The sequence below is a fragment of the Streptococcus sp. ELY_86 genome (assembly GCF_058314495.1).
Map to the genome: position 1 here is coordinate 252,918 of NZ_JBZFUK010000002.1, position 17,222 is coordinate 270,139.

Sequence of the window (17,222 nt, forward strand, 5' to 3'; positions counted from 1 at the left end):
CCATTTTTTGCTTTTCATCTTTCTGAGAGGGTTTTCTTTTTGTATAATAAAAAGCAAAGGATATTTTTTCAATAAAGGAGATTACTATGTCGAAACATTATTTGTCCAAGAGCGTCTTAGTGCTTTCTCTTTTTGCTGCGGTCGGCAGTGCAGGCCTTATGGTTCAGGCAGATGAAACACCTGCTGCCAATGACATCAGTGCTGCTTCACCGGCAGCGAGCAGCGATACGGCCGTTGCAGATAATCATGGAGATGCTGCTTTGCCAACTCCAGAAGTTCCTGACAGTGCACTTGAACAGGCAGCCCCAGCTCCTGTACAAGCCCAAACAGCTCAAGCCTCCGCTGCTGAGCCTCTTCCCTCAGCTGAAAACAGCTCCGAAACTGTGACAAATGAAGCTGCTCCTCCTGCGCCTAAAATGACTTCACCGGTTACAGCAGCCGCTCCGGTCAAAGAAGCTGTCAAGACACCTGATCCGGTTGACGGCCAAACCGTAGACATGCGCATCCTCTCAACAACTGACCTCCACACCAATCTGGTCAACTACGACTATTATCAAGACAAAGTCTCTCAGACGGTCGGACTTGCTAAGACTGCCATACTTATTGAAGAAGCCCGGCAAGAAAACAGCAACATCGTCCTCGTTGACAGCGGAGATACCATTCAGGGAACTCCCTTTGGTACCTACAAGGCGCTCATTAATCCAGTTAAGGAAGGGCAAACCCATCCCATGTATGAAGCCTTTGAAAAACTGGGCTACGATGCTGAAACTCTGGGTAATCACGAATTTAACTACGGGCTTGATTTTCTTAACCGCATGGTCAATACGTCAGATGTTCCCATCATCAATGCCAATGTCCGCGATGCGCGCACAGGCCAGTATTATTTCCAGCCCTATATCATTCTCAACAAAGTCTTTACAGATACAGCAGGCAGGCAAACAACCGTCAGAGTCGGTATTACAGGTGCTCTGCCAAGGCAGATTCTGGTTTGGGATAAGGCCAATCTGGAAGGCAAGGTGACTGTTGATGACCCGGTTGAAGCCGTTAGAGCCATTGTTCCAAGCATGAAAGATGCTGGCGCTGATATCGTTTTGGTTCTGGCACATTCAGGTATTGGTGATGACCAGTATGAAAACGGCGAAGAAAATGAAGGTTATTTCCTTGCGGGTATCGATGGTGTTGACGCTGTTGCTACCGGACATTCGCACGCTGATTTCCCTAATGGTGACGGAACAAGCTTTTATGCTAAATACAGCGGCGTTGATGATATCAACGGCCTCATTAACGGCAAACCGGTTGTCATGGCTGGGAAATTTGGCGACCACCTTGGCATTATGGATTTGACCCTCACTTACACAGAAGGCAAGTGGCAGGTAACAAACAGCAAGTCTAAGCTCCGCAAAATTGACACTGCCTCGCCTATTGCTGATCAAGAGCTGATTGACATGGTCAAAGAAGAGCACCAAGGCACTATAAGCTATGTCCGGCAAAAAGTTGGTCAAACAACAGCGCCAATCAACAGTTATTTCGCTCAGGTAGTCGATGATCCGTCCATTCAAATTGTCAATAATGCACAGCTCTGGTACGGTAAGAAAGAATTAGCCGGCACTCTTGATGCCAACCTTCCAATCCTCTCAGCCGCTGCGCCATTTAAAGCCGGTACACGCGGAGATGCAAGCTACTATACCGATATTCCAGCCGGGGCGCTTGCGATAAAAAACGTTGCCGATCTCTACCTCTACGATAATGTCACTGCCATTATTAAGCTGACAGGGGCTCAGATTAAGGAATGGCTGGAAATGTCTGCCGGACAATTTAATCAAATCGATCCTAATAAGAGCGAACCGCAGCAGCTGATTAACAGTAATTACCGCTCCTATAACTTTGACGTGATTGACGGGCTGACCTATCAATTTGATGTCACGCAGCCCAACAAATATGATGAGGAGGGTAAGCTAATCAATCCTGCTGCCAGCCGTGTACGTGAACTCAAGTATAAAGGGCAGCCTATTGATCCTAACCAAACCTTTATCGTCATCAGCAATAACTATCGGGCGACAGGCAATTTCCCCGGTGTCAGAGATGCTGCAGAAACGCGTCTGCTCAATCTGGAAAACCGGCAGGTTATCATAGATTATATTGTCTCTGAAAAAACCATCAATCCATCAGCCGATAACAACTGGTCCTTTACAGACAGCATCAAGGGCTTGGATATTCGCTTTCTCTCTTCTGAAAATGCCCGAAGGTATCTGGCTGATCATGCTGATATTTCTTATGTCGGCCCGTCTCTTTCCCAAGGCTTCGGAGAATACCGCTATACTTATATAGAACCTAAAGTTCCTGCTCCGTCAGCTGCTGAGCCGGCTGTTACCATCTCTCTTGCTCAAGACAGACAGCAAGACATCTACAATCTGGCAGCCAAGGCTTACGCGCAAACCCAAGCCGCTGCGGCCAAACCTGTAAGCATCAGCACATCCTTGAAATCAGCAGACAAGGCTGATACCAGTGGTTTGCAGGCAGCAAACAAAGCAGCTTTACCGCATACAAGCTCATCCAGCAGTATTTTATACAGCTTATTTGGTTACAGTTTCCTTGCTCTGACAGGACTCTTTGTCAGAAAAAACAAAAATGATTAACTCCAATCATTCAATAAAAAGGGCGGAAGAAAAACCGAGATCAGTTCGGTTTTTCTTCCGCCCTTTCACATGTTAACAATCACTGAGCACAACTGATTTAACGTACTTCTGCTCCAAGACGTTCAGTCAGCGATTTAGTGATTTTATCCATATAGCTGGCAACTTCTTCATCTGTTAAACTGTCATTTGGGTTTTGGAAGGTCAAGCTGTAAGCCATGGATTTTTTACCCTGTCCAAGATTGATGCCGGCGTACACATCAAAGAGTTTTACTCTGATCAAGCGTTTTACGCCGCTTGCAGCGATGGCATCCAAAATTTCCTGATGGCTGACAGCTTCATCCAGCAATAAGGCAATGTCACGGGAAACCGCTGGGAATTTGCTGATGTCTTCAAAGACAGTATCTGACTTCAGAGCCGCCTCTAAAGCAGTCAGGTTCAGCTCTGCCACATAGGTTTCAGGGATATTATAATCCTTAGCAGTCTGCGGGTGAACTTGCCCCAGATAGCCGATGACTTGGCCGTCAAGTTCAATCAAGGCTGTGCGGCCCGGATGCATATTAGCCATTTCTTTTGTCGCTGTAAATTGGACACTGAGATCAAGTTTGGCCAAAATCGCTTCAACAATGCCTTTGGCATAGAAGAAATCAACAGGAACTGCCTGTGTTTGAAAATCTTTTGCCGCAGTCAAGCCTGTCAGAGCCATGGCAAAGGTATCTACTTCCTTAGGCAGGTCTTTTTGAGGATTGGCCGTTTGTTCAAATACTTTACCAATCTCATAGAGAGCAAGATCACTGCTCTTACGGGCTGTATTATAGGCAATGGTATCAAGCATACCGGAGACTATATTTTGACGCAGAGCCGAACGCTCAACCGTCATCGGCCAGAGCAGCTCTGTCAGTTTTGTCGGATTAGGGGTGAAGGCTACCGCTTTTTCCGGAGTTGTCAGCGCATAGGAAATAATTTCTGACAGCCCAGCACTCTCTGCTAAACTTCTTACCTTGCGGCGAAGCTTTTGTGCCTGTGTTAATTCGCCAACAGTTCCGTCAGCTTTTGGCAGTGTTGTCGGCAATTTATCATAGCCGTAAATCCGAGCAATTTCCTCAACCAAATCCGCCTGAATGCTGATGTCCCAGCGGCGGCGCGGAACAGACACCGTAAAGGCTCTTTCACCGCCGCTAAGGCCGAAGCCAAGGCGGGCAAAGATGGTTTCAATATCAGAAAAAGTCAATTCTGTTCCCAGACGGACATTAACATAGTCAAGAGTTGTGGACACTTTCACATCGTCTGTTGGTACAGAGCCAGCACTCACTTGACCGGACAGAACTTGAGCGTCAGCTAATTCGGCAATCATAGCAGCTGCAAAATCAAGAGCCTTAGCAACATCGCTGTAGTTAACGCCCTTTTCAAAACGTGATGAACTCTCAGAGCGCAAATTTAGGCGGCTGCTGGTCTTGCGGACAGCCTTACCGTCAAAAACAGCTGCCTCAAGAACCACATTTTTAGAAGCAGCGTCAATTTCAGTTGAAGCCCCGCCCATGACACCTGCCAGAGCAACTGGTTTGTCTGCCACAGTAATCACAAGGTCCTCGCTGATTAAATCACGCTCTTCACCGTCAAGGGTCACCAATGTTTCACCCTCACGCGCCTGACGGGCAGTAATCGTATCAGCCTCAAACTTGTCCAGATCAAATGCATGCATGGGCTGGCCAAAATACAGCAAGACATAATTGGTCACATCAACAACATTATTAATTGGACGGATACCGGCATTCATCAATACATTTTGCAGCCATTGAGGACTTGGTTTGATCGTAACATTTTCAAGAACACGGGCCTTATAGGTCAAAACACCGTCAGATTCAATGGCAGCCTTGATAAGATCAGCAGCTTTTTTCTCGCTTTCATGCAGTGTTTTCTCTTCAAAATGAAGCTCTGTATCATAGATAGCAGCCACTTCATGGGCGACACCGCGCATGGACAGGGCATCGGCTCTGTTAGGCGTAATTGACAGCTCAATAATTTCATCATCCAAATCAAGATAAGGGAAAATACTGTCTCCAACTGCAGCCTCATCCGGCAAAATTTGGATACCATCCGCAAATTCCTTGGGGATAATGGAATCAGAAAGTCCCAGCTCTTGGAGGGAGCAAATCATGCCCAGAGACTCCATACCGCGGATTTTTCCTTTTTTGATTTTATAATTATCCGCAATACGCGCTCCCGGCAGTGCTACGATTACCTTAATGCCGGCTCTTATATTAGGAGCTCCGCAGACAATCTGCCGAGGTTCCTCATCGCCGGTATCTACCTGACAAAGGTGCAGATGGGTTTCCGGAACATCCTCACAGGAAAGCACATGACCGACAACAAGCTTAGACAGCCCCTGTGCCGGTATCTCTACCCCCTCAACTTCAATACCTGTTGTTGACATTTTCTCAGCCAATTCCTGACTGGGAACATCAATGTCAACCAATTTTTTTAACCATTTATAACTTACTAACATAATAAAAACGTTAAAAAACCTCCTGCCTTGTGACAAGGCGAAAATAGTCTATCTTTAGTGATAAAGACAGCTCCATATAAAGCAGAGAAGATTTTAACAGTCCAACTTCCCGCAAGAGGCTTTTTCTTCCTTCCTTCTTAGTTTTGAAATCTGATTGGCAGATTGATGCTTATTTGAGACTTTTTTTCAGCAGCCAATCCGTATCGGCCTTATCGCCGACCATAAAGGTATGCTGACTGAAACGCTCGAAACCGTATTTTTTATATAAGGCCTGAGCCTTAAAATTATATTCCCAAACGCCCAGCCAAGCCCAGTCACAGCCTGAGGCATAGGCCTTCTCAAGAGCAAACTCAAACAATCTTTTGCCTAAGCCCTGCCCCTGAAAAGCTTTGAGAATATAGACCCGCTGAATTTCAATGGCATTATCAAGCCTCTGTTCTGTCTGGGCTGACCCTTGATTTAGCTTGATAAAACCAGCAATATCCTGATCGACTTTCAGAAAGTAATGCTGCGATTCCGGATTTGCTAATTCTTTTGACAAAACAGCAGGTGAAAAATCCGAATCAAAAAGTGCCTGCAGCTGCTCTTCCGTATTATCGTGCTCAAAGGTTTCACGAAAGGTTTTTATGGCAAGCTCTCTTAAAGTCTCAACTTCTTCTGATAAAATAGGTTCAATTGTTATCATTTAAACTGCTCCGTAAAACGGCTGTCGCCTTGATAGAAACCGCGGATATCATTGATACCGTAGCGGAGCATGGCAATCCGCTCCTGACCGAGACCAAAGGCAAAGCCTGAGTATTCTTCAGCGTCCACACCTGCCATCTCCAAGACCCTTGGATGAACCATGCCGGCCCCCAAAATTTCAATCCAGCCGGTTTTCTTGCAGACATTGCAGCCTTCGCCCCCGCACTTAAAGCAGGAAACATCTACTTCCACAGAAGGTTCCGTGAATGGGAAGTAAGACGGACGCAGACGAATGCTGCGGTCCTCACCAAACATCTTTTTACTGATCAGCTCAAGCGTTCCCTTAAGGTCGCCCATAGAAATATTTTTCCCGACAACCAGGCCTTCAATCTGATGAAACTGATGCGAATGAGTCGCATCATCAGTATCGCGGCGGAAGACACGCCCCGGTGAAATCATCTTGAGCGGACCCTTTGAAAAATCATGTTTATCCAGAGTGCGAGCCTGCACAGGACTGGTGTGTGTCCGAAGCAGGATGTCCTCAGAAATATAAAAAGTATCCTGCATATCACGCGCCGGATGGTCTTTAGGCAGATTCATCCGTTCAAAGTTATAATAGTCCTGCTCCACTTCAAGCCCATCAACAACCTGATAACCCATACCTAAGAAAATATCTTCAATCTCTTGGCTGGTCTGATTGAGCACATGCCTGTTGCCAATCGAAATCTGACGCCCTGGTAAGGTAACATCCAAAGACTCTGACTCTAACTGGGCTTGAATCTGGGCTTGCTCAAGAATCCTGCCCTGCTCTTCAAAAGCCTTGGTCAAAACATCGCGAACTTCATTGACTTGTTTACCAACAACCGGACGCAGTTCATTGGGCAGATCTTTCAGCCCCTTCAAAAGTTCGGTCAAGGAACCCTTTTTCCCCAGAACCTTGACACGCAGCTCCTGCAGTTCCTTGGCATTTTCAGCCTTCATTGCCTGCAGCTGCGCCTGTGTGCTCGTTCGTAATTCTTCTAATTGTGCTTGTAAATCCATACTTCCTCCATATAAGGTATAAATAAGCGGTTCTGAACTGGCTGTAGGGAATTTTTTAACGGTAATACCGGCTTTGCCGATCCATTAAAAAAACCGCCTGTCACCACTCACATCGGAGCGTTGACACGCGGTACCATCCGTTTTTTATCCAGCAGCTGCCAGACCTTAATTTCCAAGTCTTTATGCCTGAGTGAATTCACTAAACTTTCATCCAGCGAGCTTCCAGTCACGGCCCGCATTCCCTGTCAGACTGCCATAAAGTTACTAATCTCATAGACTTTTTTATTCAATTGTTATCATTTTATCAAATTTCAAAGACTTTCACAATAGCCGCCTTAAAATTAATGCTGAGCAAAGAACAAAAATCAGGTACAGTCCTTCAGCGAAAAATCCATGGTTCTGCTTAAGAAACGGTATCAACGTCTTTAAGTTTGACCGAAACAATCTTTGAAACGCCCGATTCCTGCATGGTCACCCCATAGATACTGTCAGCTGCAGACATGGTTCCTTTACGGTGGGTAACAACGATGAACTGGCTCGATTTGTCAAAACGATTGAGATAATCGCCAAAGCGTTTGACATTTGCCTCATCAAGAGCCGCTTCAACTTCATCCAAAATCACAAAAGGAATCGTCTTCACGCGGATAATAGCAAACAAAAGCGCTAAGGCCGACAGAGCTTTCTCGCCCCCTGACATCAGATTGAGGGACTGAATTTTCTTGCCGGGCGGCTGCACCGAAATATCAATACCGGCCGTCAGCAAATCGCCTTCAGTCAGCAGCAAATCAGCGCTGCCGCCGCCAAACATCTGCGTAAAGGTCATCTTAAAGCTCTCCCGAATGGCTTCAAAAGTCGTCTTAAAGCGTGCCTTTACCTCATTATCCATATCGTGAATCGTACTTAGCAAAAGGTCTTTGGCACGGACCAAGTCATCCTTTTGCCCATTCAAAAAGTTCAAGCGTTCGAAAACTTCCTCATACTGATCAATAGCATCCAGATTCACCGGACCCAGCTGCTTAATTTGTTTTTCCAGCTGTCTCAGATGAGTTTTGGCTGCTTCCGGATTGTCTACCGCCTGAGCCTGCTTTTTCGCCTCATCTAAACTCAGCTGATAGTCCTCAGCCAAGCTGCCTGCAAAGCGGCGCAGCTGATCGGATATCTGATCAATTTTAGCTTCAAGCTGAGTTTGGCTGCGGATGAGTTCTTCATTTTTTTGATTAGCCTTAAGGAGACTTGTTTCAACTTCTTCCAGCTGCGCTTCACAGTCTTCCAATTCAAAACGATGGCGAACCAAAGCTTTTTCATTGTCTTCTTTTTTAGCCTGACTGGCTGCCAGCTGGTCTTTGAGACGTGGCAGGCGCTGTTCATCCAAATCTTCTTCCTGGCTGCTGAGAAGCTGAGCCATCGTGGCTTCTTTGTTTTCCAGTTCAGACAAATCCGTAAGCAGGCGGTTTAAATTGCTTTTTTCAAATCTCTGTGTATTGGCCAAATCGCGTTCAGACAGACGCAGTGCAGATAACTGCTGACTAAGGTCAGCAGTCTTTTGCTGAATGCTGTCTTTGTCTTCCTTGAACCGGGCAATTTCTTGGCTGAGCTTTTCCTTAGCGTCAGTTATTTTTTGAAGACTTGCCTCCAGCTCGGCTTTTTCGTTTTCTAAGTCAAGTGTGGCATCCACTCGGTCAGTCTGTGTCAGCTGTTTATAAAGAAGACGCTGTTCCTCTAAGCGGTCCTGCAGCTGCCGATATTCCAATTCTGCCTTTTGTTCAGACAATCTGGCCTTACTGCCTTCTTCTCGGAGCTCCAAAAGATCAGCACTTTGTTTATCCAAATCCTGCTTAAGCTGACTGACCTTTTTTTCCTGTCCGCTTTGTCTGTCTTCTAAGGCCGCCAAGTCTTTTGTCAGACTGTCCAATTCCGGCTTAATAAAGGTGCTGTTGTTTTGTCGGCTGGCTCCTCCTGAAAAAGAACCTCCCGGACGAATTTCTGTTCCGTCAAGGGTCACCAAACGTACTTGATAGCGCAGCTTTCGGGCAGCCTGATTAGCATGATCGACACTGTCAAAAACAGCCGTAACTCCCAATAAGTTTGCAAAAATACCGGCCAGACGCTCATCAAAACTCACCAAGTCACGGGCTAAACCAAGAAAACCCTGACTGGATGTCAAAATGGCTTGATTTTGCTCAGATAAGCGCCGCGGTTTAATCGTTGTCAGCGGCAAAAAAGTCGCACGGCCCTGACGGTTTTTCTTCAAGAAGTCAATAGAGCGCTTAGCAGCTGCTTCATCTTCAACAATAATGTTTTGGCTGTTGCCTCCCAGAGCAATTTCAAGGGCGGTCTGATATTTCTTATCAAAGGTCAGGTGTTCACTGACAGCACCGATAATACCTTGAAGGTGGTCTGACTGCTGCAAAACTGACCTAACTCCTGCATAGAAATTGCTGTGGCTCTTCAGAATAGATTCTAAACTGTTCTTTCGGGCTCTTTTTTCTTTCAGTTCATCCAACAGGGCAAACATCAAATCCTGCTGCTTATTGTACTCAGCTTCTAAATTTTGGATGAGCTGTGCTTTTTCTTGATAATCTGCCAGCAGCTGTTGAACCTTGTTTTTAGCGGCTTTTAGCGCCTCTGCCTCTTTTTCTGCCAGCTGATTTGTCTTATCCAAGTCTGCTTTTAACTGCTTAAGCTCAGCCGTTTTATTTTCTGATTCCTGCTTTTGATTTTCAATTTCAGTTTTTAAGATGGTCAGCTGATTGGATATATCTGCTTCTTTCTGCATAAGCTTGACAAAATCTTCGCGCAGATTTTCAATCATCTGATCAGGATCCGCTGAAAAACGCGACAATTCAGTTTCTAAATCCTCAATAGCCTGTTTCTTTTGCTGACCTTCCGCTTCTAAATCAGCTAAGACACGCTCTTTCTCAGCAATCTCAGCTTTAAGGGCATCCTTTTGACTAAGCAGCTGAGATAAGGCTTCCTGAGTGGATTGCTTCTTTTCTGCCTTCTGGCTGGATTCGAGCTTAATCAGCTCAATTTGGCGCTCATAATCACTGATAAGGCGCGTTACGTCAAGCAGCTCAGCCTGTTTTTGGTCAATCTGCTGAGATAAATTGTGGCGTTTGCCTTTTAGCTGCTGGTTTCTCGCCTCCAGCTGCTCACGCTCTTGGTAATAGGTCTGAAGATTTTGTTTGACCGTTTCCAAACGCCCTTGGTGGTCATCCAGCTGCTCTTTATGATGTAAAATCTGATAAACCAGTAAATCCAGCTGCTTTTCCTTGCGCTCTGCTTCTAAAACTAAAAATTCCTTGGCCGTTTTAGCCTGTTTCTCCAGCGGTTTAATCTGTGTTTCCAGCTCATAAATAATATCATCCAGACGGTCTAAATTGTCCTGAGTCTGATTGAGCTTTGACTCGGTTTCTTTTTTACGTGTTTTGTATTTTAAAACACCGGCCGCCTCTTCAAAAATGGCACGGCGTTCTTCTGGCTTACTGTTGAAGATTTCTTCAACCCGCCCTTGAGAAATAATAGAAAAAGAATCCCGCCCTAAGCCGGTATCCATAAATAAATCATGAATATCGCGCAGGCGGACTTTCTTGCCGTCAATCAGATAATCACTGTCTCCGTTGCGGTAAATATGCCGCTCAACCCGAATTTCTTCCTGAGCATTCTTGATAAAAGCGTCGCTGTTGTCTAAAACAACCGTTACCTGGGCATAGTTGAGAGGTTTGCGATTTTCAGTCCCGGCAAAAATAACATCAGGCATTTTACCGCCGCGCAGGCTTTTGGCACTTGACTCCCCCAAAGCCCAGCGCAGACTTTCGGTAATATTGCTTTTACCGGAACCATTAGGGCCGACAACGGCCGTTACACCTCTGTCAAATTCAACCTTGGTCTTGTCAGCGAAGGACTTGAATCCCTGCATTTCAATTTCTTTTAAAAACATTAGGAACCTCGTTGAAGTTTTTCAAGCGCATTTTTGGCAGCTTCTTGTTCTGCTAATTTTTTGGAGCGTCCTGCTCCGCTGCTCAGCCGTTCATGATTGGCAGCAACAGCAACCTCGAAATACTTGGCATGAGCCGGTCCTGATTCTTTTAAGACTTCATAATCAATCAAAACATCGCCATCAACCTGCAGAAGCTCTTGCAGGGCTGTCTTATAATCCATAACACGCTCGTAATTGCCCTTTTCCACCTGCGGAATGACAACCTGATTAAGAAAACCCTCTACAGCTTCGAGGCCTGCATCCAGCAAAAGCGCACCTAAAAAGGCTTCGAATAAGTCTCCTAAGATGGTATCGCGCTTGCGGCCGCCTGACTTTTCTTCACCCCTGCCTAATTTGATATAGCTGTCAAATTCACAGTCACGGGAAAAACCGGCCAGACTTTCCTCACGGACAATCATTGAACGCATTTTTGATAAATCTCCTTCAGCTTTGTGAGGATATTTGTCGAACAGATAGCGTGAAATCGTCAGTTGCAGAACGGCGTCTCCTAAAAATTCCAAGCGTTCATTGTGTGAAATGTTTAGGAGGCGGTGTTCGTTAGCGTAGCTGGTATGCGTAAAGGCAGTTCCCAGCAGTTCCTTATCAGCAAAGACAATATTAAAATCGTTTGCTAACTTTTTTTCCAGTGCTTTCATATAATTCCTTTCTCTTCTTGCCGTCAGACCATTCTATTATAGCAAAAATTACTCAGAACGGCTAATTCTGAGTAATCTTCCTTCTTTATTCTTCCTTATCAGGAATGACCCTGAAAAGATAGTAAGTGATAAATAAGGTTAAACAAAAGAGGCCTGCTTTAACCCACATGAGAGGGGCAAAATAAATGGAAATCCCCATTAAAAGGTAAATCTGCAGGATGATCTTTTTCTTACGGCCGGCAGAAATACTTTTACTTTCTGCATAATCAGCCACATAGAACTGATAAATTTTACTGGAGCGCAGCCATTTTTCAAACCGTTTAGAGCTTCTGGCAAAGCAAAAGCCGGCTAAGAGCAAAAGAGGTGTTGTCGGAATGACAGGGAGCACCATGCCAATCAAACCTGTCGCAAAACTCATACAGCCTGCAATTAAATAAAATAAACTTTTCATAAGACGTCTTTTAAATCCTTGTCAGAGGCGAAGGCGTATCAGGCGAGGTATCATAAATCTTGAAATCATGATCCACAGCTAAATCTGCCTGCATAAGCGTATTTTTCATGGTCATGTGAGCCAGTTCCTTAATATTATTTTCCTTGCTGAGGTGGCCCAGATAGATTTTCTTGGTTTTATTGCCCAGCGTTCTAATCATGGTTTCTGCACCGTCATCGTTTGAAAGATGCCCTTTATCCGACAAAATGCGCTGCTTCAGCCGCCAAGGATAAGCGCCTGAGCGCAAAATTTCAATATCATGATTGGACTCAATCAGATAGCCGTCAGCATTCTCAATAAGACCTGCCATTCGGTCACTGACATAGCCGGTGTCTGTCAGCATGACAAAGCTTTTTCCGTCTTTCATAAAACGGTAAAACTGCGGTTTAACCGCATCATGGCTGACACCAAAGCTCTCAATATCAATATCGCCAAAGGTCAGCGTTTTTCCCATGCCAAAAATATGCTTTTGGCTGGTGTCAACCTTTCCGATCAAGCCATCCATGGCCTGCCAGGTTTCTTCATTGGCATAAATATCCAAGCCGTATTTTCTGGCCAAAACACCGACACCATGAATATGATCCTTATGTTCATGTGTAATCAAAATGGCATCAACATCATCTAATTTGCGGTCAATGCCCGCCATCAGCTGACTGATCTTTTTCCCTGACAGCCCCGCATCAACCAAGAGTTTTTTCTGGGGAGTTTCAAGATAAAAACTATTGCCGCTCGAGCCGGAAGCCAGAATACTGTATTTAAAACCTGTTTCTGTCATGAGTCGTCTTCATCTTCCTCCCATTCATCAATTGTACCGTTATCACTTTCATAAGGCAGAACAATGGTAAAAGTTGAGCCCTTGCCTTCTTCGCTGTTGGCCCAAATAAAGCCCTTGTGCTGTTTAATAATTTCTTTGGCAATCGCAAGTCCCAGTCCACTGCCGCCCTGTGCCCGGCTTCTCGCCTTATCAACTCGATAAAAACGATCAAAAATAAGGGGAAGATCCTTCTTAGGAATTCCCAAGCCCTGATCGGATATGGAAATAATAACTTGTGTGTCGGTTGTCTTCATACTGACCGTAATCTTACCGCCGTCAGGTGAGTATTTAATGGCATTGTTTAAAATGTTATCAACCACCTGAGTCATCTTATCGGTATCAATTTCAATCCAGACAGAGCTGTCAGAATAGTCTCTGACAATCTCATAAACTTTGCCGCCAGACTGCTGGCTTTGAATTTGGTCAAAACGATCGAGAATATAATCCATAAAAGCCGTAAAATTAGTCAGTTCAACATCTAAACGGCTGGTCTGATTATCAATACGCGACAGACTGAGCAAATCTGTAATCATCCGCATCATCCGGTTGGTCTCATCCAGCGACACTTTGATGAAACTCGGAGCGACTGACTCAGTCAGGGCACCGTCATCCAAAGCCTCCAGATATGACTTGACAGACGTCAGCGGAGTCCGCAGCTCATGGCTGACATTGGAAACAAAAAGGCGGCGTTCACGCTCTTCTTTTTCCTGCTCAGTAGCGTCATGCAAAACCGCAATCAAGCCTGAAATAAAGCCGCTCTCACGCCGATTTAAGGCGAAACGAATCCGCAAAGTAATAAATTCATCATACTCATCACGGCGGTTCAGAACAATCTCCGGCGTTTTAGTAATCAGATCATTATAAGTATAGCTGCCATCATCCAAGATATCAAGGATATTGTACTCCAGAGCCTGTTCGCGGGTCAGGTTGAGCTGCTTTTGAGCCATGTCATTAATCATGGTAATTTTGCCGCTGCGGTCAGTCGCCAGCACCCCGTCAGTCATATAAGCCAAAATACTGGTCAAGCGATTTTTTTCCTGAGCCAGATTTTCATGGGTCAGGCGGAAAACCTCAGACAAATCATTGACATTTCTGACCAGATCCGACAGCTCCGGATTGGCTTTAATCTTTAACTTTTCGGTATAATCTCCGGCAATCAAAGAGCGTACCTTAGCATTTAAAAGCTTAATGTGGCTATTGTTTTTATACTCTCTGTAATTGAGAAAGACAAAATAGATAAAGAGCAGAATCAGTAAAACTGCTAATAATATTCGTAAAAATAAAGGACTTGATTCAAACGTATTAGTCATATGATTTCATATAATAACCCACACCGCGTCTCGTCAGAATATATTCCGGACGGCTCGGTGTATCTTCAATTTTTTCACGCAGGCGGCGGACTGTCACATCAACCGTTCTGACATCACCAAAATAGTCGTAGCCCCAAACTGTTTCCAGCAAGTGTTCCCGGGTCATCACCTGACCGGTATGGGTAGCCAGATGGTGCAGGAGTTCAAACTCCCGATGTGTCAGCTCTACTTCTTCGCCATGCTTTTTAGCGACAAAAGCATCCGGCAAAATCTGCAGATCACCGATAACAATCTCAGGCATGCCTGAAGCATTTTCTTCAGCTACAGCTGTTTCGATATTTTCTGTTCTGCGAAGATGCGCTTTGATGCGAGCCAGCAGCTCACGATTGGAAAAAGGCTTCGTTACATAATCATCCGCACCGATTTCAAGTCCGATAACCTTGTCAAACTCGCTGTCCTTAGCCGAAAGCATGATAATCGGCACATGGCTGCTTTTTCTGACTTCTTTGGCAACTTCAAGGCCGTCCAATTCCGGCAGCATCAAATCAAGGATAATTAAATCCGGATTTTCCTCTTCGTACTTGCTCAGCGCTTCACGCCCGTCAAAGGCTGTAATCGTATCATAGCCTTCCTTTGCAAGATTAAATTTGATAATATCAGAAATTGGTTTTTCATCATCAACGATTAAAATTTTCTTCATTATGAATACCTCACTTATGGCTCTAAACAGGTTCATTAAATAAGTAAGAAATTTCAGAAATCAGAATACTTTTTAATAATTATCTGACGTTTATTTCAAACTGATTAGAATCTTCCAAGCGTCAAAGCCATTCTTATTTTACCTAAAACCTTACTGTTTAAGTAATCTCCATTCGATTATACCAAAATCACTAACAAATGAAAACCAACAAGTTTATTTCAAATATTATAAAAAGTTATCTTACTGAATTTTCTGATAATATTTGACAAGTAAAGTTTTATATGGTAGTATATTTATACAATGTTAGAAAAGCTAACAATGAATTTATGTTAAACAAGGAGAAGACTATGGCGCTGATTACCTTTAAAAACGTCGAAAAATACTATGGGGACTACCACGCTCTTCGCAACATTAACTTAGAAATTGAAAAAGGGCAGGTTGTTGTTCTGCTTGGACCGTCCGGTTCCGGCAAGTCCACGTTGATTCGCACCATAAACGCCCTCGAATCTATTAACTCTGGTGAACTCATCGTTAACGGCCATGAAGTCACTCATGCTTCTAGCAAAGATTTAGTTCAGCTGCGTAAAGAAGTTGGCATGGTATTCCAGCATTTCAACCTCTATCCTCACAAAACGGTGCTAGAAAATGTAACATTGGCTCCTATAAAAGTATTAGGAATGGACAAAGATAAGGCCAATGCTATTGCTGAAAAATATTTAACTTATGTTAATATGTGGGACCGTAAGGATTCCTATCCGGGTATGCTCTCAGGCGGTCAGAAACAGCGGATTGCTATTGCCCGCGGACTTGCCATGAATCCGGAGCTCCTGCTCTTTGACGAACCGACATCTGCACTTGACCCTGAAACAATTGGCGATGTTCTGGCGGTCATGAAAAATCTCGCTTTGGAGGGAATGAATATGATCGTGGTAACCCACGAAATGGGATTCGCCCGAGAAGTTGCCGACCGTATTATCTTTATGGCTGACGGTGAGATTCTTGAAGACACAACAGATGTCCAAGGTTTCTTTGAAGATCCCAAAGACCCGCGTGCCAAACAATTCCTAAGCAAGGTCATCCACCACACCAGCGACCGTGTTGCTGCTAAAGATTAGGATATTTAAGGAGAACGTCTATGAATATTAAAAGAATAATAGCTGCTATCAGCCTCCTTTTCATCCTGCTTGTCAGCTTTGCAGGTGTTCCAAAAGCTTCTGCGGATACAGTCTCAAAGGACGTCCAGAAAATAAAAAAAGCCGGCGTCCTAAAAGTCGGTGTCAAACAAGATGTGCCTAACTTTGGTTACTACAGTGCCGAAACCGGTAAATATGAGGGGATGGAGATTGATGTTGCCCGAAAGATTGCCAAATCTATGGGCGTAAAACTGGAACTCGTTCCTGTTACCACACAGACACGTGAGCCGCTGATGGACAACGGGCAGGTTGATTTGGTGATTGCTACTTATACCATAACTCCTGAGCGTCAGGCTTCTTACAGTATTTCTAAGCCTTACTATTACGACCAGATTGGTTTTTTGGTTCGCAAATCCAGTAAAATCAAAAAAATCTCTGATCTGGACGGTCTGACCATCGGGGTTTCTCAGGGAGCAACAACCAAGGCCAGTCTTGAGGTTTATGCTAAGGAGCATCATTTAAAATTTAAGTATGTTCAGCTGGGAAGTTTCCCGGAGCTGGCTATTTCTCTCTACTCTAAGCGTATCAACGCTTTTTCCGTTGATAAGTCAATCCTGACAGGCTATGTCAGCAAGCAGTCACGGCTGCTTAAAGCAGGTTTCAACACACAGGAGTACGGTATTGCTACTAAAAAATCAAACACCGGATTGACTAAATACGTCAACCAATTACTTGATAAGTGGTCTGCCGACAAGAGTCTGGAAAAGATTTATGATAAATACAGTCTGGAATCTGCCGAGCCGGACACTCAGAAGTAATTGAACACGGGCTAAAAGCGTCGAGAAAAAGACAGTCTGCCTAGTGCGCCAGCGCATGGCGTTAGGCTCCTATTTTCTTCTCGCTTTCTTAACGCCCTTAGCGACACGTCGTTTGGTTAGTCGATCTTACTAAGCAAACGAAGTTAGTGGGAGAGGCAGGGAGTGGGAAAGAACCCAAAAAATTGAAAATTTTGGTTCGTCTTCCCACCCCCGCACAGTTGGCTAGGTTTTCCGCTTTGGCCTTGTGGCAAAAGGAAAGCCAGCCAACCACTGCGTCAAGAGCTTATTCCAAAACAGGAATATTGGACGAGCTTTTGCCCAGTCTTGTTTGTTATCAAGTGCAAAGCACTTAGATAACAATCCTCTGCCGTATCTTAGTAATTGAACACGAGCTAAAATCCTAGTAAAAAAGATAAACGTCCTTATGTCTTAACGACACGGCGTCCGTTTCCTATTTT

At 44.6% G+C, this 17,222-nt stretch carries 13 protein-coding genes; 3 read left to right on the forward strand and 10 right to left on the reverse strand.

Features of this window, described 5'->3' with window-relative positions; translation table 11 throughout:
• Positions 1 to 86: 86 nt before the first annotated feature.
• The gene (locus tag AC4HAN_RS04205) at positions 87 to 2,636 is read left to right on the forward strand and encodes a bifunctional 2',3'-cyclic-nucleotide 2'-phosphodiesterase/3'-nucleotidase (protein WP_491091346.1); all 2,550 of its coding nucleotides are present in this window, start codon (positions 87 to 89) and stop codon (positions 2,634 to 2,636) included.
• A gap of 97 nt (positions 2,637 to 2,733) precedes the next feature.
• On the opposite strand, the gene pheT is transcribed toward AC4HAN_RS04205, so the two are convergent.
• The 10 genes from pheT to yycF form a co-directional block, all read right to left on the reverse strand.
• Positions 2,734 to 5,139: a phenylalanine--tRNA ligase subunit beta gene (gene pheT, locus AC4HAN_RS04210; RefSeq protein ID WP_491091347.1), complete on the reverse strand. Its 2,406-nt coding sequence runs from the start codon at positions 5,137 to 5,139 to the stop codon at positions 2,734 to 2,736.
• Between the two features lie 169 nt (positions 5,140 to 5,308).
• On the reverse strand, positions 5,309 to 5,824 hold the full coding sequence (locus tag AC4HAN_RS04215) for a GNAT family N-acetyltransferase (protein ID WP_491091348.1): 516 nt from the start codon (positions 5,822 to 5,824) through the stop codon (positions 5,309 to 5,311).
• On the reverse strand, positions 5,821 to 6,864 hold the full coding sequence (pheS, locus tag AC4HAN_RS04220; RefSeq protein ID WP_491091349.1) for a phenylalanine--tRNA ligase subunit alpha: 1,044 nt from the start codon (positions 6,862 to 6,864) through the stop codon (positions 5,821 to 5,823). The genes AC4HAN_RS04215 and pheS overlap by 4 nt, the downstream gene beginning before the upstream one ends.
• Before the next feature lie 107 nt (positions 6,865 to 6,971).
• Complete coding sequence (locus AC4HAN_RS04225; RefSeq protein WP_491091350.1) at positions 6,972 to 7,094, reverse strand: hypothetical protein; 123 nt, start codon at positions 7,092 to 7,094, stop codon at positions 6,972 to 6,974.
• 173 nt (positions 7,095 to 7,267) lie between these two features.
• Entirely contained in the window at positions 7,268 to 10,804 is a 3,537-nt protein-coding gene (smc, locus tag AC4HAN_RS04230; RefSeq protein ID WP_491091351.1) for a chromosome segregation protein SMC, read from the reverse strand.
• Positions 10,804 to 11,499, reverse strand: coding sequence for a ribonuclease III (gene rnc / locus AC4HAN_RS04235; protein WP_491091352.1), 696 nt, complete (start codon positions 11,497 to 11,499; stop codon positions 10,804 to 10,806). Before rnc ends, smc begins: the two co-directional genes overlap by 1 nt.
• 85 nt (positions 11,500 to 11,584) lie before the next feature.
• On the reverse strand, positions 11,585 to 11,950 hold the full coding sequence (locus AC4HAN_RS04240) for a YbaN family protein (RefSeq protein WP_491091353.1): 366 nt from the start codon (positions 11,948 to 11,950) through the stop codon (positions 11,585 to 11,587).
• A gap of 10 nt (positions 11,951 to 11,960) precedes the next feature.
• On the reverse strand, positions 11,961 to 12,764 hold the full coding sequence (locus AC4HAN_RS04245; RefSeq protein ID WP_491091354.1) for an MBL fold metallo-hydrolase: 804 nt from the start codon (positions 12,762 to 12,764) through the stop codon (positions 11,961 to 11,963).
• Positions 12,761 to 14,113, reverse strand: coding sequence for a cell wall metabolism sensor histidine kinase VicK (gene vicK / locus AC4HAN_RS04250; RefSeq protein ID WP_491091355.1), 1,353 nt, complete (start codon positions 14,111 to 14,113; stop codon positions 12,761 to 12,763). The genes AC4HAN_RS04245 and vicK overlap by 4 nt, the downstream gene beginning before the upstream one ends.
• Entirely contained in the window at positions 14,106 to 14,813 is a 708-nt protein-coding gene (yycF, locus tag AC4HAN_RS04255; RefSeq protein WP_027975693.1) for a response regulator YycF, read from the reverse strand. Before yycF ends, vicK begins: the two co-directional genes overlap by 8 nt.
• Positions 14,814 to 15,160: 347 nt before the next feature.
• Between yycF and AC4HAN_RS04260 the strand changes: the two genes are divergently transcribed.
• Positions 15,161 to 15,928 carry an amino acid ABC transporter ATP-binding protein gene (locus tag AC4HAN_RS04260; protein ID WP_491091356.1) on the forward strand — a complete coding sequence of 256 codons (768 nt, stop codon included), beginning with the start codon at positions 15,161 to 15,163 and terminating at the stop codon, positions 15,926 to 15,928.
• Between the two features lie 20 nt (positions 15,929 to 15,948).
• Complete coding sequence (locus AC4HAN_RS04265; RefSeq protein WP_491091357.1) at positions 15,949 to 16,764, forward strand: transporter substrate-binding domain-containing protein; 816 nt, start codon at positions 15,949 to 15,951, stop codon at positions 16,762 to 16,764.
• Positions 16,765 to 17,222: the final 458 nt, after the last annotated feature.